The sequence below is a fragment of the Psychrosphaera sp. genome, from assembly GCF_982872775.1.
On record NZ_CEYNSH010000019.1, the window covers coordinates 28,922 to 44,540 of the forward strand.

Genomic DNA, 15,619 nt, shown 5'->3' on the forward strand with positions numbered 1-15,619 from the left:
TTGACCAAGTCGTCTCCTAAAAACAGTTCTCCAGTATCCGGTAATTCTGCACCGGCTAGTAGTCTTGCTATGGTACTTTTACCCGAGCCTGCATCTCCAACAATGGCAATAGTTTCACCGCGATGCATATCAAAGTTAAGTGGACCAATCACGACATCCTTGCCGCGTTTAAACCAATTGGACTTATCGCTATATGTTTTCGATAAGTTTTTGACAGTAAAAAGGGCGATCGATTCCATTACTTTTTAATCTCCTGAAGCGGATAATGACAACGGAATTGCTGACCTCTTATTTTTCGTTGTTCTGGCATTGTAACGCAGGCTTTTTGGGCGTTTGGACAGCGCGGACCCAAGCGGCAACCTGTTGGTAAGTGCTGCAGTGTAGGTATGGTTCCTTTTAGTGTGTACAAACGCTGTTTTTTATCTAGTTCACCGCTCTTGAAGTCAGGCTCACTGTCAAACAAAGCTTTGGTGTAAGGGTGCATTGGCTTTGAAATGATTTTTTTTGTTGCACCACTTTCAATCAGCTGCCCACAGTACATAACATTAATGGTATCAGCCCAACTGGTAATCGTGTTGAGGTTGTGAGTAATGAATATTACCGCCATATCTTTCAATTGATTTAGGCTCTTTAACAACTTGATTACTTGTAAAGATGTTGTACTTTCTAATGCCGTAGTTGGCTCATCAGCAATTAATAGCTTTGGCTCTTTGGCAATAGCCATGGCAATCATGATCTTTTGGCACACGCCCTCTGAAAGCATATGTGGATAGCTATTAAAAATAGCGTTGTGGTCTTTAATACCGACTTTGTGTAAAAGGTTAGAGCAGCGTTTCAATCTTTGTGCTTTATTAGCGCCAAACCAACCGCCAAATTCGCTGTCCGGCAATGACTCTTCTAGTTGAGAGAAGATATTGGCTGTAGGATCAAGGCATCGACGCGGCTCTTGATAGATCATAGAAACATCGCGGCTTATAATTTTACGACGCTCACCGTCGCTCTTGCGATTTAAGTCTTCACCCATAAAGTGCAAACGGTCAGCGGTAATATTCCAACGGTTGTTTAATACACCGACCAGTGCTTTTGCGATAAGGCTTTTGCCCGAGCCTGACTCACCAATTAAGGCACTGACTTCACCTTCTTTCATTGAGAAGTTGGCTGATTCGACGGCACGAATAGTCTGTTCGTTGGTGACCAGTTCTATATTGAGGTTTCGAATATCTAAAAGCTTCATCTTGGTTATAACACTCGTCGGTCTTTTAAGGCGCGTCTTAGACCATCACCTACAATGTTTACGGTTAATATACAGACAAACAATACTAAGCCGGGCAACATGACTGTCCAGGGACTGAGATAAAAAACATCTAAGCTATCAGCAATCATGGTACCTAATTCTGGCTCTGGACTCTGTGCGCCCAGACCTATAAAGCCCAATACAACAATATCTAAGATGGCTGAAGACATCGCCATCGCAGAGAAAATGACGATTCCCTCAAACATATTTGGTAGCAGGGCATAACGAAATAGCTGCCAATTGTTTGCACCATCGAGTCGATAGGCAATAACAAAATCTTTATTCAGTAATTCGGCGACTTCGGTTCTTACGTGGTGAATAAATTGAGGCAACATAGCCAATACGACTGCCCAAAATGTGTTGTCGATTCCAGGCCCTAATATTGCCACGATGACAATAGCGATAAGTAGAGATGGCATAATCAACGCAACATCCAACACATGGTTAAGAATGCTTGCTCTTACGCCTTTACTAAACCCAGCCAGTGTGCCGATAAGTAAACCAATACTAAGTGCCAGTACAACTGCAATAATAGCAAGACCAAACGAAAAGCTGATGCCTAATAACAGGCGGGATAAAATATCTCGGCCTAGGGCGTCGGTACCAAACAAAAATGTGATACTGCCTTCTGGATCCCAAGCTGGCGGAATAAGTAGCTTTTCTGCGTGTTGTTCATAAGGCGAATAGGGCGAAATCAATGGCCCAAATACAGAAATAAGTATGAGGCCAATAATGACCCAAAACGCGACGAGCGCAAAGTGGTTACGCTGAAAGTACCGCCAAAGCTGCCTTAGTGGTGAATAGTTAGTGGGTGATGAGAATATTCTAAATTTTGCCATAACCCCTCCTTCTTGCCAGAGGGTCAAATGCCATGTACAAAATATCGAATAAAATAGTGGCGATAAACACCATACCAGACATTACCATCAGACCACCTTGAATGGCCGGATAATCACGCTGGTGAATCGCGTCCACCAACCATGAACCAAGCCCCGGCCAAGAAAAAATAACTTCAGTAACCATTGCAAGTGTTATTAGTGTTCCAAAGTGAGTACCTAGCATCTGAATTACGGGGAGTAGCCCGTTTCGCAATGCGTGTCGCCTTAACACTTGAAAATTACTTAAGCCTTTTGCTTTAGCAGCTTTGACGTAGCTCGTGTCCAAGACATTATGCATAGCTTGGCGCGTGGTACGGATTAACACCGTTGTTGGGTAGGCGGCCAATACTAAGGTTGGCATGGCTAAATGTTTAAAAGCATCGTAATAGGCTTCCGTTTTATACGGAATGTCGGCCAGTGCAATATCAATTAGAATAAACCCGGTAACATTAGGTACTTGGTACATCAAGCTGAGACGACCGGAAATCGGTAGCCAGCCTAAGTTAATGGAAAAAATTAAAATGAGGATCAGTGCAAACCAAAATATTGGCATTGAAAACCCGATTAACGACAACGCCAAAATTGGTTTGTCTAACCAAGGCTTGCGTACATCCGAGGCCAAAATCCCTAGAGGAATTGCGACGATAAAGCTATATAAAAGTGCATAAGCCGCCAGTTCTATAGTGGCAGGCAATACTGAAAAAACCTGAGCATAAACCCCAGTTTCGGTAATAAATGAGACCCCCCAATTACCATCTAGAATTCGACCTATATAAGCCCAGTACTGAATAATTACATTACTGTCGATCTTATAGAGTTTGGTTAACTCTTCAGTGACTTCTGGATTCAAGTTTTGCAAACCTGTCATATTACTCAGCGGGTCACCAGGAAAAAGGTAATTTAACGAGAACGAGAAAACAGTGACACCAAAGGTCACAAATATAAGTAAATACAATTTTCTTAGGAGGTAAGTGCCCATCTAGTCAATTACCTTCTCAGTCGCAGAAAAATCGATACCACCGTACGGGTTGATATTGACGTTTTTGATGTAGTCACGTTGAACTTTATGTCGTGTCGCATGTGCAATGGGAATCAAAGGTACCTCTTGACTGATTATGCTTTCGGCACTTTGATATGAAATTTTTCGGTCTGCGTAACCAGTAGAGCTGAGCGCCTTTTTAACAAAACTATCAAATCGTTGATCACACCACAATGTTCGGTTCGAACCGGCAAGCGCCGCGGCACAACTTAATAGAGGGCGAAAAAAGTTATCTGGGTCGGAATTATCGGCTAGCCAACCAATAAGCACAGAGTCGTGCTCGCCTGCCGCCAGTTTCTTGCGAAAAGTCCCCCAGTCATACGTCACAATATTTACATCAATATCTAACTCCGAGAGGCTTTGTTGAAGAATCTCCGCCATTTTTTGAGCATTAGGGTTGTAAACACGTTGTACGGGCATCGCCCAAATATCCATTTCAAAGCCATCAGGATAACCGGCTTTAACTAGTAGCTCTTTTGCTTTGATTAAATCATATTCATTGGTGAACTGGGTATCACTGTAGGCCCAAGAGGTGGGAGGCAATAGGCTCGTAGCTGGTTGAGCTAAGCCAAAATATACAGCATCAATGATCGATTTTCGATCTACAGCATAAGACAAAGCACGACGAACATCTGGGTTATTAAATGGAGCGTTATTGGTGTTAAAACCCCAATAACTGACGTTCATAGAAGTGCTTTCGATGATGTTGATCTCATCTCTGTTTTGTAAAAAGCCAACGTCAGAAGCCGACGGGTAACCTAATACATCACACTCCTTTGTCATCAACTTAGCCAATCTAGTCGAATTGTCTGGCGTAATATCGAAAATGATTTGTTCTAGAGTTGAACGAGGTTGCCAGTAATTTTCATGTTTTACATATCGAATATAGTGGTCGCGTTGATACTCTGAAAACTTATAAGGACCAGTTCCGATTGGCTGAGTATCAATCAACTCGGGCGTACCGCGTTCAATCAGTTGTTCAGCATATTCGGCCGAGAGGATGACGGCAAAGTCAGTTGCAAGGTTGGCGAGAAAAGATGCTTGCGGGTCGACCAATCTAAATTCGATAGTAAGGTCGTCTACAACAATAATTTGCTCGATTAACGAGACTAAGCCAATACCTTCAAAAAATGGGTATTGACCACCGCCGACTTGATTGTATGGATTGTCCTCGTGGAGGATTCTTGAAAAAGTAAAAAGTATATCGGCACTGGTTAGTGTTCGGGTCGGTTTAAAGTAGTCAGTTGAATGAAACTCAATACCCTTGCGTAAATAAAAGCGATATCGCATTGCGTCGCTTGACACAATGACTTTGCGAGCAATATCTGATTCAACTTCACCGGTTTCAGGGTTGATTTTTACTAGTCGATTGTAAAGTTGTTGTGAAACCGCATCGATTGTAGTGCCACTTGTGACCAATTGGGGATTGAATGACTCAGGCGAGCCTTCACTGCAATACAATAATGTCTTGGAAGCTAACTCTGAGTTTTGTTCTATATCACAGCCACTCAAAACGGCACTGCAAATTAGCAGCGCCATTGACTGAAATAAGTGGTTAGCTTTCTGTACTGTTTTCTGCATTACTGTCCAACAAACTGTATTTTTTGAGGTAACCTCTCAGTTGATGATACGTTACCCCTAGCTGCTCCGCTGTCTTTTTTTGATTGTAGTGACAATGCTTTAAAGCTTGTTTTATCACCTTGATCTCAAAGTCTTGGCTGGTGGCTTTAAAATCGAGCGGAAACTGTATTTCTGATTGTAATCCAGATGGTTGCGGAATAACAGGCTGAACAGAAGAATCTGAAGTAGTTGAACTAAATGACGACGTTGCTAGGCTACTATGTGCGCTAGGCGTTGCTATATGGGCTGTTGGCTCTGCTTGTCTGTCGTGTGTTTTGACTCTTGCTTTTGGCCTATAAGGACTTGCAAACGGGTCAATTACAATTTCATGAACCGGGACGTGCGGATTTGCGGCTCGGTAGACACTTCGCTCTACCACGTTCTTAAGTTCACGAACATTACCTGGCCAGTCGTACTCTAATAAAAACTCTTTGGCTTTACGAGAAAAGCCACTAAATAGCTCCCAACCGAGCTCTTTTACCATTGATATTGCAAAATGCTCTGCTAATACCATGATGTCTTCACGTCGCTCACGAAGTGGCGGTAACGTAATCACATCAAAAGCAAGACGGTCTAATAAATCTGACCTAAATTCACCCGCTTCGGCCAGGGCAGGGAGGTCCTCATTGGTTGCACAGACTAACCGTGTGTCTACTTTAACGGTTTTTGTACCGCCAACACGTTCAAATTCACCGTATTCTATAACGCGTAATAACTTTTCTTGCACTAGGCCACTAGTGTTGGCTAATTCATCTAAAAACAAGGTGCCGCTGTTGGCACGTTCAAAGCGACCTTCATGACGTTTTCCTGCGCCTGTAAATGCCCCTGATTCGTGACCGAATAGCTCACTTTCTAATAAGTTTTCATTAAGAGCAGCACAGTTTAAGGTGACGTAGTTTTGATCCCAACGAGAAGAAAGATAATGAAGGCGCGCCGCAATGAGCTCTTTACCTGTCCCTCTTTCACCGATAATAAGAACAGGTTTGTTGAGTTGGGCCAGCTGGGAAACCTTTTCGAGTACTTCTAAAAACGAGTTTGCTTGGCCGATTAAGTTATCTTTAGTTCTAAAATTATCCATATGTTTTAGCGCTTTATGTATTTATTATTGTTTGAATCAAAAGCCAGCAATATGAAAAGTCGCCACAATTGTTGTCTTTTTTTAACATTTGGTGAAAATAACTAAAATATAGTCTATTTGAAAAAGCTAGAAACAGGAAGTTTTCTTTTCAATTAAATTAAATCTATGAAAAACAATAGCTTGTTGTGTTTTTCTAAGTTGGCAAGATATCTGTATATATTCTGGCACATGAAGATTTCGGTCTTTGTATTCAGAACGGAAACGTTCAAATAACCAACTAGAGGTATGTACTATGGGAATTTTTTCACGATTTGCAGACATTGTTAATGCAAACATCAATTCGCTGCTTGATAAAGCCGAAGATCCAGAAAAAATGGTGCGTTTAATTATTCAAGAAATGGAAGACACATTGGTTGAAGTGCGTTCTTCCTCTGCTAGAACCTTAGCAGACAAGAAAGACGTAGCTCGTATGATTGAACGCCTTGAAAATGAAGTTTCTGATTGGCAAAGTAAAGCAGAGTTAGCATTATCAAAAGAGCGCGAAGACCTGGCTCGTCAAGCTTTAATTGAAAAGCAAAAATGCGAAGAGCAAGTTGAGAGCTACAAAAAAGACTTAACGGCTCTTGATGACCAAGTCAATCGCTTAAAAGACGAAATTGGCCAGTTACAATCAAAACTTGAAGATGCAAAAGCTCGCCAAAAAACAATTTTGATGCGTGGTAAAACAGCCAGCTCTCGTTTAGATGTGAAAAGTAAGCTGAGCAGCAACAAATTAAACGATGCGATGTCTCGTTTTGAACAGTACGAGCGCAAAATCGATAACTTGGAAGCGGAAGTTGAGTCTTACGACTTATCGAATAAATCACTAGCCGATGAATTTGCAGAGCTTGAGTCAGCTGACAAAGTTGACGGTGAATTAGAAGCATTAAAAGCAAAGCTAAACAAAAAAACGGCTAAAAAATAAGAACTGATTGAAAGGAGCTAACCATGTCAGATGTAGTAGGGATTATCGTTGCACCAATTATCATATTTATGATCTTTGTTGCCCCAATTTGGTTGATTATGCATTACAGAAGTAAAAAGCAGGTTAGCCAAGGGTTAAACGAGCAAGAGTTGCAACAATTAGCTGCTCTGGCTCACAAAGCTGAAACTTTGGGTGACCGCGTTAAAACTCTTGAAAGTATTTTAGACGCAGAAGCGCCAGGATGGCGCGGCCCACAAGCTTAGTTTGGAGGGAATATGGAAGAGTTAAAAAAGCGCAAATTAATGAGAGATTCAGAAGAGGGCCGTGTCGCAGGTGTCTGCGCAGGCCTCGCTGAATACCTAAATATAGAAACTTGGATTATCCGTGTTATTTGGTTCAGTGGCGTTATTTTCTCCGGTGGCTTCTTTATCGTTGCTTATATTGCCGCTTGGTTTATTTTAGACAAAAAGCCGACTGACCCTAACCAGGTGAGTCAAACGGGCTCCAAGTGGTCTTCAAAAGAAAAGGACTTAGACCGAGTAATTGAAGTAAAACGCACTGTATACCAAGCTGGTGAGCCACCAAAACAAGCGTTTCATGATATTGTTCGTCAGTTTGAGGGTATCGACCGTCGTATTCAAAAAATGGAACGTTATGTAACATCAAATGAATTTACGATTAAACGCGAAATCAACAATCTTTAAGTTTCTAAGCGTAAAAAAACAATGAAAAAAGAATGGCCTATTGGCCATTTTTTTATACCTGTAATTTGCCCAGCTAGCTGTAAATTTTGTTTTACAACTGCGGAATCGTTTTTGAACACATTAGATTATTAACTCTACCGATTTTCGAGCAAAGTCTAAATATCGAACAGCAATACATGTTGTTTCAATGTTTTAGATGAGAGTGGAATTCGTGAAAAAAATTAATAATAAAGTACCGCATCAAGACACGGTTTGTATTCATGCTGGTAAAACTAAAGAAGGGCACTTTGGCGCCTTAACAAGCCCTTTGTACCAAACTTCTACCTTTGTTTTTGATAATGCTGCACAAGGAGCTGCTCGGTTTGCCGGTGAAGAACCTGGGTATATTTATACGAGACTAGGCAATCCAACCGTTCGTGAGCTCGAACTAAAAATGGCCGCACTGGAAAAAATGGAAGATGCTGCCGCTACAGCAACTGGGATGGCGGCCGTTTCTGGAGCCGTACTTAGCTTTCTCGAAGCCGGTGACCATGTCATCGCTAATAAAGCTGTTTACGGATGCTCTTATGCGTTGTTGAGCCATCAGCTCCCGAAGTGGGGTATCGAAGTCTCGTTTATTGATATGGAAAATGAGCGGGACCTTAAAGCCGCACTTAAACCCAATACAAAGATGATATTTGCTGAGACGCCAATCAACCCAAATCTAAGAGTTTTGGACTTGGACTTAATAGGACGCTTTTCCAAACAGAACAATTTATTATCTATCATAGACAATACGTTTATGTCGCCAATGCTTCAGACTCCTGTCGATTATGGCATTGATATTGTCATTCATAGTGCCACTAAATACCTAAATGGCCATGGAGATGTAGTCGCAGGTGTAATAGTTTCGTCGAAAGAACATATTGAGACGATCAAACTCACCATACTCAAAGATGTAGGTGGTACTATCAGCCCACATGATGCTTGGCTTATTCTTAGAGGATTAAAGACTTTACCAATACGAGTCGAGCGTCACTGTAAATCAGCACTTACAATTGCAGAGTATTTAGAATCACACCCTATGGTTGCTGAGGTTTACTATCCCGGCTTACAATCACATCAGGGTTATAAATATATAGGCACGCAAATGAAAGCGGCAGGCGGCGTGATTGGTTTTGAATTAGCAGGGTCAATTACAGAAGGCCAAGCGTTTATTGACGCAATGCAGCTGTTTTCAATTGCAGTAAGTCTAGGAGATGCGGAGTCGTTAATACAGCACCCGGCGTCAATGACGCATTCTCCATATACACAAGAAGAAAGGCTGGCCGCTGGTATCAGTGACGGTCTAATAAGAATATCAGTAGGGTTAGAGAATCCTGACGACCTCATTGCCGATCTGCAACAAGCGTTTGACCGTATTGTTGCAATGAGATCGGACTCTGTGAGTACGGTAGGAAATTGGAGATAACAATGGCAAAACAATCGAGCTACAGTTCAAAGCAGTCGGACTCAAATGGCTTTATTCATTGGACAGATGAAGAAAATCAAGTTTGGAGCGAATTGATTGAACGCCAATTAAAAGTAATAAAAGGCAAGGCCTGCGACGAGTATTTTGAAGGATTAGAAAAGCTACAACTACCGATGGACCGCGTACCTCAGTTGAGTGAGGTGAGTGAGGTATTGCTTGAGACAACAGGTTGGCAGTGTGCGGAAGTACCTGCGTTAATCAATTTTGAATCGTTTTTTAAATTATTAGCAGACAAGAAATTCCCAACGGCAACCTTTATTCGCCGTCGTGAACATTTTGACTATTTGCAAGAGCCTGATATTTTCCACGAAATATTTGGTCATTGTGCAATGCTAACCAACCCAGCATTTGCTGAATTTACGCATATGTATGGCAAGTTAGGTTTAGCAGCGTCAAAAGAAGAACGCGTTTACTTAGCACGTCTATATTGGTTTACCGTTGAGTTTGGCTTAATGAAGCAAAATGACGAACTGCGTATATACGGCGGTGGTATTTTGTCTTCACCAAGTGAAACTGAATACGCGTTTAGTTCTGATGTACCTGAACGTCAGGATATGAATGTAATTGATGCATTTAGAACCCCTTATCGCATTGACATCATGCAACCAAAATACTTTGTTATAGAGAGTATTGATCAGCTGTTTGAAATCTCACAGCTAGACTTAATGTCGATGGTTCGAGAAGCAATGGAACTGGGTTTATTCCCACCTTTGTTCCCACCTAAAAATGCCGCATAAACAAAAAAGCTGATAAAGAACGTATCGTTTAAAGCTAAAAACGGCAATTGAAGGCACCTTTGGGTGCCTTCGTCGTTTGTGCTGTAAATATTTGTTGCCAAGCCAGTGTTTTTGTATTTACAATCGCAACCTTTCAAGAACACTTTCAGTTTTCGACATCGGAGCAATAATGCGGTTACAAATTGCCTGCCAAGACCGAATGGGCTTAGCGAAGGAAGTACTTAATATCTTGGTCGATCACGATATTGATTTACGTGGTATCGAGTTTGACAAAAACACCAAGTGTCTTTATGTCGCTTTCCCTCAAATTGAGTTTGAAGCGTTTCAGCAAGTGATGGCGGCCATTCGCCGGGTTGATGGGATTACAGATGTTAAAACCACCAACTTCTTGCCTTATGAACGCGAGCATAACGAGTTAGTCACGTTGCTTCGTATTCTTCCTGACGGTGTGATTTCAATTGATAGCAAAAGCCATATTGTGACTGCAAACCAAGCTTCGTTAGTTGACTTGGGGGTGAGTGAAGGTGACATTATCGGCCAGCCAATCCAAAGCGTGCTCAAAGGTTTTAATTTCGTTAAGTGGTTGGATAGCAAAGATGTGTCGGGTCAAACCCTCAAACTCACCGCTAATAACGAAGAGTTTGTGACTGATATATTACCAATTAATGTGACGGACGAAGAAGGCAATGTCCAGCTTGCTGGTGCTGTGGTCAATTTAAAGTCTCACAGTCGCTTAGGCCAACAAATTAACGCTTTTAGAGATGACAATAGTGAATCGTTCAACGACATATTAGCAAACAGCACAAGTATGCGTCGTGTCATTCGCGAAGCTAAAAAAATGTCACAACTCGACGCGCCGGTTTTATTGCAAGGCGAAACAGGGACAGGTAAAGAACTTATAGCGCGCGCTTGTCACGACGCAAGTGAACGCAGTGAGCAACCATTTATTGCGCTTAGTTGCGCGTCTTTGCCAGATAATGTCGCTGAATCTGAACTATTTGGTTTTAGCGGAGATGCATTCGATACGCAAGATACCAGTGGTAAGCGTGGTATTTTTGAGCAAGCTGATGGTGGAACCGTCTTTTTAGATGAAATCAGTGAAATGTCTGCAGAAATGCAAACCAAGTTATTACGCTTTTTACAAGACGGAACCTTTAGACGCGTTGCTGAAGAGCAAGAAGTAAAAGTTAACGTTCGTGTAATATGCTCTACTCAAAAAGACTTGGCGACGATGGTTCAAGAAGGCGAATTTAGAGAAGACTTATATTATCGATTAAACGTATTAAGTATTACGATTCCACCGCTTCGTGAGCGTCGCATGGATATCATTCCTCTGGCTAATCACTTTATGCAAAAGTTTGCGACTGAGTTGGGTAAACGCGCACCAACATTATCAAAGACTTGCAGTGAGTACATGCAAAGCTACCCGTGGCCTGGTAATACTCGTCAGTTAGAAAATTGCTTGTATCGTGCAATTAGCATAAGCGATCAAGAGATATTGGAAGTACAAGACCTAGAGTTACCTTATTATTCTCAAGAGTTTGGTTATTTAGACGAAGAGTTTGAAGGTAGCCTAGACCAAGCCGTAAAACGCTTTGAAGCGAGTTTATTACGTAAACTTTACCCTGCGTACCCAAGCTCAAGGCAGCTAGCTAAGAAACTAGGTTTGAGTCACACCGCCATAGCTAACAAACTTCGCGACTATGGCATCAACAAAAAAAGCACAAAGGTTTAATATGAAATTATATGGATACTGGCGCTCATCGGCTGCGTACCGAGTTCGCATCGCATTAAACTTAAAACAACTAGAATGTGAACATGAGAGTGTGCATTTAGTGAAAGAGGGTGGTCAACAACATCACCCTGATTATGTAGCGCTTAATCCAATGGAGCTGGTGCCAACACTCGTTGATGGCGAGGTGACGTTAAATCAGTCCTTGGCCATCTTGGATTATTTAGATGCGAAGTATCCGCAAGTGCCTCTTTTACCGGCAGAACTAAACGACAATGTACAGGCTAAAGCCATTGCTTATGATATCGCCTGTGACATTCACCCACTCAATAACTTAAGAGTTTTACAGTATTTAACAGGTGAACTAGGTCAAACGGAAGAAACAAAAGTGGCGTGGTACCATCATTGGATTGATGTTGGTTTTTCTGCTTTGGACAAAAAGCTGGAAAAAACAGCAGGACAATTTTGTTACAAAGATCAGGTTTCATGGGCCGACATATGCTTGATTCCGCAAGTTTACAACGCCAAACGTTTTAACATGGATATCTCAAAGTATCCTACAATTAAACGAATTGCTGACAATTGCGGGCAATTAGACGCGTTTGTTCAAGCAGAGCCTGAAAACCAAGCTGACGCCGTTGTTTAAGGCGTAGGCAAGTAATTTGTAAGCGATATCCTAAAAGCGGTTTTTGGTATTGCCAAAAGTCGTCAATGTGATAATTTAATTCCAATTTTTACACTCTTAGGAGCTACATCTTGATCAATGTCTTGTTAGTTGATGACCATGAATTAGTACGTACAGGGATACGACGTATAATTGATGAGGTCCGAGGCATGAAAGTGGTCGGTGAAGTCGCATCAGGAGAAGAAGCATTTCAATTTTGTCGAAATGAAGAACCTGATGTTGTACTGATGGACATGAATATGCCAGGGATTGGTGGATTAGAGGCCACTAAAAAGATTGTTCGCTATTGTCCCGATGTCAAAATCATCATTTTGACCGTGCACACTGAGGACCCTTTCCCAAGTAAAGTGATGCAAATGGGCGCACAAGGCTTTGTGACCAAACAGACTGGACCTGATGACTTGATTCAGGCCATTCGCTCTGTGAATGTTGGGCAAAGATACTTAGCTCCTGATATTGCACAGCAAATTGCATTAAGTAAGTTTTCCGGCAGCGAATCCGAACAGCCATTTGACACATTAAGTGAACGTGAATTACAAATCATGCTAATGATCACAAAGGGCCAAAAAGTCCAGGATATTGCTGATCAACTAAGCTTAAGTTCAAAAACGGTAAACAGCTATCGTTATCGAATGTTTGAAAAGTTAAGCATTAATAACGATGTCGAACTCACTCACCTTGCTATCCGACACGGAATGTTAGATATGGAAACATTAAAATAACTATCCATGTCAGAAGCACAATTTGACTCACGTCTTTTTTTAAAGCACGTAACAACACAACCTGGTGTGTATCGCATGTTAGATGCGTCACATCAGGTTATTTATGTTGGTAAAGCTAAAAACCTCAAAAACCGACTGTCCAGTTACTTTCAAAAAAATTTATCCAGTGTTAAAACAAAAGCGCTGGTGGCACAAATAGCAAATATCGAAGTAACCGTCACAGAAACAGAAACTGAAGCTTTAATTCTCGAAAATAACCTCATTAAAGAGTACTTGCCCAAGTACAATATTTTGTTAAGAGATGATAAGTCCTATCCGTATATTCTTATCACTGACCATAAACACCCAAGACTCACCATGCACCGAGGTAAAAAACGCTTTAAGGGCGAATATTTTGGGCCATTTCCTTCAGCAGGTGCCGTAGGTCAGAGTTTGAGGATCATGCAAAAGGTTTTTCCAGTCAGGCAGTGTGAAGATGGATTTTACAAAGTTCGGAGTCGTCCGTGTTTGCAACATCAACTCAAACGATGTTCGGCACCTTGTGTGGACGGTTATGTAACTGATGAGCAATATCAAGAACAAGTAGAACTAGTAAAAACGTTTTTGGCCGGCAAAAGTCAAGATGTCATTGATACCCTGATTAACAAAATGGAAAAAGCCAGTGAGCAGCTGCATTTTGAAGATGCGGCTTTTTATCGGGATCAAATTAGCGCCTTACGAAAAGTCACCGAGCAGAGCAATGTTTCGGGCACAATTGACGAGATTGATGTGTTGGCCTTTTCACAAGACAAAGGTCTTTGTACCGTCCATGTTTTGTATATTCGTGACCAGAAAGTGCTTGGCAGTAAAAACTACTCACCGACAGTGCCACCGGATTCAGATCCGAGTGAAGTGATTACTTCTTTTATTAGCCAGTTCTATTTAAATGGGGTCGGCGGACAAAACATCCCAAAAACAATTATCGTACCGACACTAACAGAAGACGTTGATGAATTAGCAGAGGCAATAAGCCAAATTAGAAATCGTAAAGTTGAGTTGATTAAGCCTCAGCGCGGCGAAAAATATAAATACTATCAACTTGCTCAAAAAAATGCAGACATTGATCTTGCGACTAAACTGGCAGATGGCAGAGCAATTAGTTCTAAGTACAAAGAATTGTGTGACGTGCTTAAGATCCCAAATATTCAACGAATGGAATGTTTTGATATCAGTCACACCTTCGGTGAATACCCAATTGCCTCTTGTGTTGTATTTGGTCCAGAAGGCCCACAAAAATCTGACTATCGTCGTTACAATGTTAAAGGTGTAAAAGGCGGCGATGATTATGGAGCGATGGAGTTTGCGTTAAACAAACGGTATAAAAACGTGAATTCAGCCGAAAATGTTCCAGACATCTTATTTATTGATGGTGGTAAAGGACAGCTAAATAAAGCAGAGGCGTTTTTCTCTGACTGGCCGTTAGATAAAGCGCCAATAATTGTCGGTATTGCGAAAGGGGAAGGGCGTAAACCTGGCCTTGAGACACTCTATTTAAACGCAGGTGCAGTAGAAATCGACTTACCCGCGACATCGATGGCGTTACATCTTATTCAACACATTCGTGACGAGTCTCACAGATTTGCCATCACAGGTCATAGAAACAAGCGAAATAAGGCCAAAACTCAATCGGTCTTGCAAGACATCCCTGGTGTAGGCGGAAAACGACGTCAAGCGTTGTTAAAGAACTTTGGTGGATTACAGGGCGTAATGGCAGCAAAAGTAGAAGATTTGGCTAAAGTGACGGGAATAAGCAAACAAATGGCCCAAGAAATACATGCCTTCTTGCATGACAAGGATTAAATAGGCATCATCTACCCTAGACTCTCAAAAATAACAATGTAGTACGCTTCTATGTGGAATATTCCAAATATTTTAACTTCTTTTCGAATCTTTTTAATTCCCGTCATGGTGATGTTTTATTATTTACCTGGCGAACAATACGAGTGGAAGTATTTTGCCACTGGATTTATATTTTGGTTTGCCGCAATAACCGATGCACTTGATGGTTATTTAGCGAGAAAACTCGATCAAAGCACACCATTTGGCGCGTTTTTTGACCCAGTAGCCGACAAAGTCATGGTGGCGGTTGCCTTCATCATCGTTGTTGATGATTATACAAATGTTTGGGTAACGGTTCCGGCTGTTATCATTGTCGGCCGCGAATTAGCGATTTCTGCTCTGCGCGAGTGGATGGCAGAGATGGGTAACCGAGCCGATGTGGCCGTTTCTATGGTTGGAAAATTCAAAACCGCGGCGCAAATGTTAGCGCTAATTGGTTTGTTATGGCACCCAAATGAGTATTGGGTATTTGAAGGTTGGTTATTAGGACCGCTATTGGATGTTGCTACTTATGTATTTTTATATATAGCAACGGCACTAACTCTTTGGTCATTAATTATTTATTTTAAAGCAGCATGGCCATTTATTTCGGGTAAAAAAGTTTGATTTTTGAGCTTGTCAGCTAAAAAACAATCAAACGATACGAAAATGTCATTTTTATTTAAAATAGCAGTTGACTAAGACGATCGAGAATGTAGAATGCGTCTCCGTTGTCAGCGATGACAGCGAGAAGTCAAAAAGACGATTTGTTTGAGATTGCGCGAGTATAGCTCAGCTG

At 41.5% G+C, this 15,619-nt stretch carries 16 protein-coding genes; 10 read left to right on the forward strand and 6 right to left on the reverse strand.

Annotated features, from left to right (window positions below; genetic code table 11):
- From AC4E96_RS07450 to pspF, 6 genes are all read right to left on the reverse strand, one after another.
- Positions 1-239 (reverse strand): ATP-binding cassette domain-containing protein (locus tag AC4E96_RS07450; protein ID WP_490255374.1); only part of this gene is annotated, 239 nt, incomplete at its 3' end.
- A complete protein-coding gene (locus AC4E96_RS07455) occupies positions 239-1,234 on the reverse strand; it encodes an oligopeptide/dipeptide ABC transporter ATP-binding protein (protein ID WP_490255375.1) in 996 nt (331 codons plus the stop codon). The genes AC4E96_RS07450 and AC4E96_RS07455, both read right to left, overlap by 1 nt.
- Before the next feature lie 5 nt (positions 1,235-1,239).
- Positions 1,240-2,133: an ABC transporter permease subunit gene (locus AC4E96_RS07460; RefSeq protein WP_488033746.1), complete on the reverse strand. Its 894-nt coding sequence runs from the start codon at positions 2,131-2,133 to the stop codon at positions 1,240-1,242.
- Positions 2,120-3,151, reverse strand: coding sequence for an ABC transporter permease (locus tag AC4E96_RS07465; RefSeq protein WP_488033747.1), 1,032 nt, complete (start codon positions 3,149-3,151; stop codon positions 2,120-2,122). Before AC4E96_RS07465 ends, AC4E96_RS07460 begins: the two co-directional genes overlap by 14 nt.
- Positions 3,152-4,792 carry an ABC transporter substrate-binding protein gene (locus AC4E96_RS07470; protein ID WP_488033748.1) on the reverse strand — a complete coding sequence of 547 codons (1,641 nt, stop codon included), beginning with the start codon at positions 4,790-4,792 and terminating at the stop codon, positions 3,152-3,154.
- Positions 4,767-5,909, reverse strand: coding sequence for a phage shock protein operon transcriptional activator (gene pspF / locus AC4E96_RS07475; protein WP_490255376.1), 1,143 nt, complete (start codon positions 5,907-5,909; stop codon positions 4,767-4,769). The genes AC4E96_RS07470 and pspF overlap by 26 nt, the downstream gene beginning before the upstream one ends.
- A 292-nt stretch (positions 5,910-6,201) precedes the next feature.
- Here pspF and pspA point away from each other — a divergent pair, with 292 nt between their 5' ends.
- The 10 genes from pspA (at position 6,202) to pgsA (ending at position 15,447) form a co-directional block, all read left to right on the forward strand.
- Entirely contained in the window at positions 6,202-6,873 is a 672-nt protein-coding gene (gene pspA / locus AC4E96_RS07480; protein WP_490255377.1) for a phage shock protein PspA, read from the forward strand.
- Between the two features lie 23 nt (positions 6,874-6,896).
- Positions 6,897-7,136: an envelope stress response membrane protein PspB gene (gene pspB / locus AC4E96_RS07485; protein WP_488033751.1), complete on the forward strand. Its 240-nt coding sequence runs from the start codon at positions 6,897-6,899 to the stop codon at positions 7,134-7,136.
- A gap of 12 nt (positions 7,137-7,148) precedes the next feature.
- Complete coding sequence (gene pspC / locus AC4E96_RS07490) at positions 7,149-7,577, forward strand: envelope stress response membrane protein PspC (RefSeq protein WP_488033752.1); 429 nt, start codon at positions 7,149-7,151, stop codon at positions 7,575-7,577.
- Between the two features lie 211 nt (positions 7,578-7,788).
- Complete coding sequence (megL, locus tag AC4E96_RS07495) at positions 7,789-9,027, forward strand: methionine gamma-lyase (protein ID WP_490255378.1); 1,239 nt, start codon at positions 7,789-7,791, stop codon at positions 9,025-9,027.
- A 2-nt stretch (positions 9,028-9,029) separates the two neighbouring features.
- On the forward strand, positions 9,030-9,824 hold the full coding sequence (phhA, locus tag AC4E96_RS07500) for a phenylalanine 4-monooxygenase (RefSeq protein ID WP_490255379.1): 795 nt from the start codon (positions 9,030-9,032) through the stop codon (positions 9,822-9,824).
- Between the two features lie 169 nt (positions 9,825-9,993).
- Positions 9,994-11,559 (forward strand): transcriptional regulator TyrR, encoded by a 1,566-nt coding sequence (gene tyrR, locus AC4E96_RS07505; RefSeq protein WP_488033755.1) that lies wholly within the window; start codon positions 9,994-9,996, stop codon positions 11,557-11,559.
- Between the two features lies 1 nt (position 11,560).
- Positions 11,561-12,202, forward strand: a complete 642-nt coding sequence (gene maiA, locus AC4E96_RS07510) for a maleylacetoacetate isomerase (protein WP_488033756.1) — start codon at positions 11,561-11,563, stop codon at positions 12,200-12,202.
- Between the two features lie 110 nt (positions 12,203-12,312).
- Entirely contained in the window at positions 12,313-12,963 is a 651-nt protein-coding gene (gene uvrY / locus AC4E96_RS07515; protein WP_488033757.1) for a UvrY/SirA/GacA family response regulator transcription factor, read from the forward strand.
- Between the two features lie 6 nt (positions 12,964-12,969).
- Positions 12,970-14,802: an excinuclease ABC subunit UvrC gene (gene uvrC, locus AC4E96_RS07520; protein ID WP_488033758.1), complete on the forward strand. Its 1,833-nt coding sequence runs from the start codon at positions 12,970-12,972 to the stop codon at positions 14,800-14,802.
- A 51-nt stretch (positions 14,803-14,853) separates the two neighbouring features.
- Entirely contained in the window at positions 14,854-15,447 is a 594-nt protein-coding gene (pgsA, locus tag AC4E96_RS07525; RefSeq protein ID WP_488033759.1) for a CDP-diacylglycerol--glycerol-3-phosphate 3-phosphatidyltransferase, read from the forward strand.
- The last annotated feature ends 172 nt before the right edge of the window (positions 15,448-15,619 follow it).

Coding starts and splice junctions, on each gene's coding strand:
- AC4E96_RS07455 (WP_490255375.1), bottom strand. CDS start 1,234: ATGAAGCTTTTAGATATTCGAAACCTCAATATAGAACTGGTCACCAAC.
- AC4E96_RS07460 (WP_488033746.1), bottom strand. CDS start 2,133: ATGGCAAAATTTAGAATATTCTCATCACCCACTAACTATTCACCACTA.
- AC4E96_RS07465 (WP_488033747.1), bottom strand. CDS start 3,151: ATGGGCACTTACCTCCTAAGAAAATTGTATTTACTTATATTTGTGACC.
- AC4E96_RS07470 (WP_488033748.1), bottom strand. CDS start 4,792: ATGCAGAAAACAGTACAGAAAGCTAACCACTTATTTCAGTCAATGGCG.
- pspF (WP_490255376.1), bottom strand. CDS start 5,909: ATGGATAATTTTAGAACTAAAGATAACTTAATCGGCCAAGCAAACTCG.
- pspA (WP_490255377.1), top strand. CDS start 6,202: ATGGGAATTTTTTCACGATTTGCAGACATTGTTAATGCAAACATCAAT.
- pspB (WP_488033751.1), top strand. CDS start 6,897: ATGTCAGATGTAGTAGGGATTATCGTTGCACCAATTATCATATTTATG.
- pspC (WP_488033752.1), top strand. CDS start 7,149: ATGGAAGAGTTAAAAAAGCGCAAATTAATGAGAGATTCAGAAGAGGGC.
- phhA (WP_490255379.1), top strand. CDS start 9,030: ATGGCAAAACAATCGAGCTACAGTTCAAAGCAGTCGGACTCAAATGGC.
- tyrR (WP_488033755.1), top strand. CDS start 9,994: ATGCGGTTACAAATTGCCTGCCAAGACCGAATGGGCTTAGCGAAGGAA.
- maiA (WP_488033756.1), top strand. CDS start 11,561: ATGAAATTATATGGATACTGGCGCTCATCGGCTGCGTACCGAGTTCGC.
- uvrC (WP_488033758.1), top strand. CDS start 12,970: ATGTCAGAAGCACAATTTGACTCACGTCTTTTTTTAAAGCACGTAACA.
- pgsA (WP_488033759.1), top strand. CDS start 14,854: ATGTGGAATATTCCAAATATTTTAACTTCTTTTCGAATCTTTTTAATT.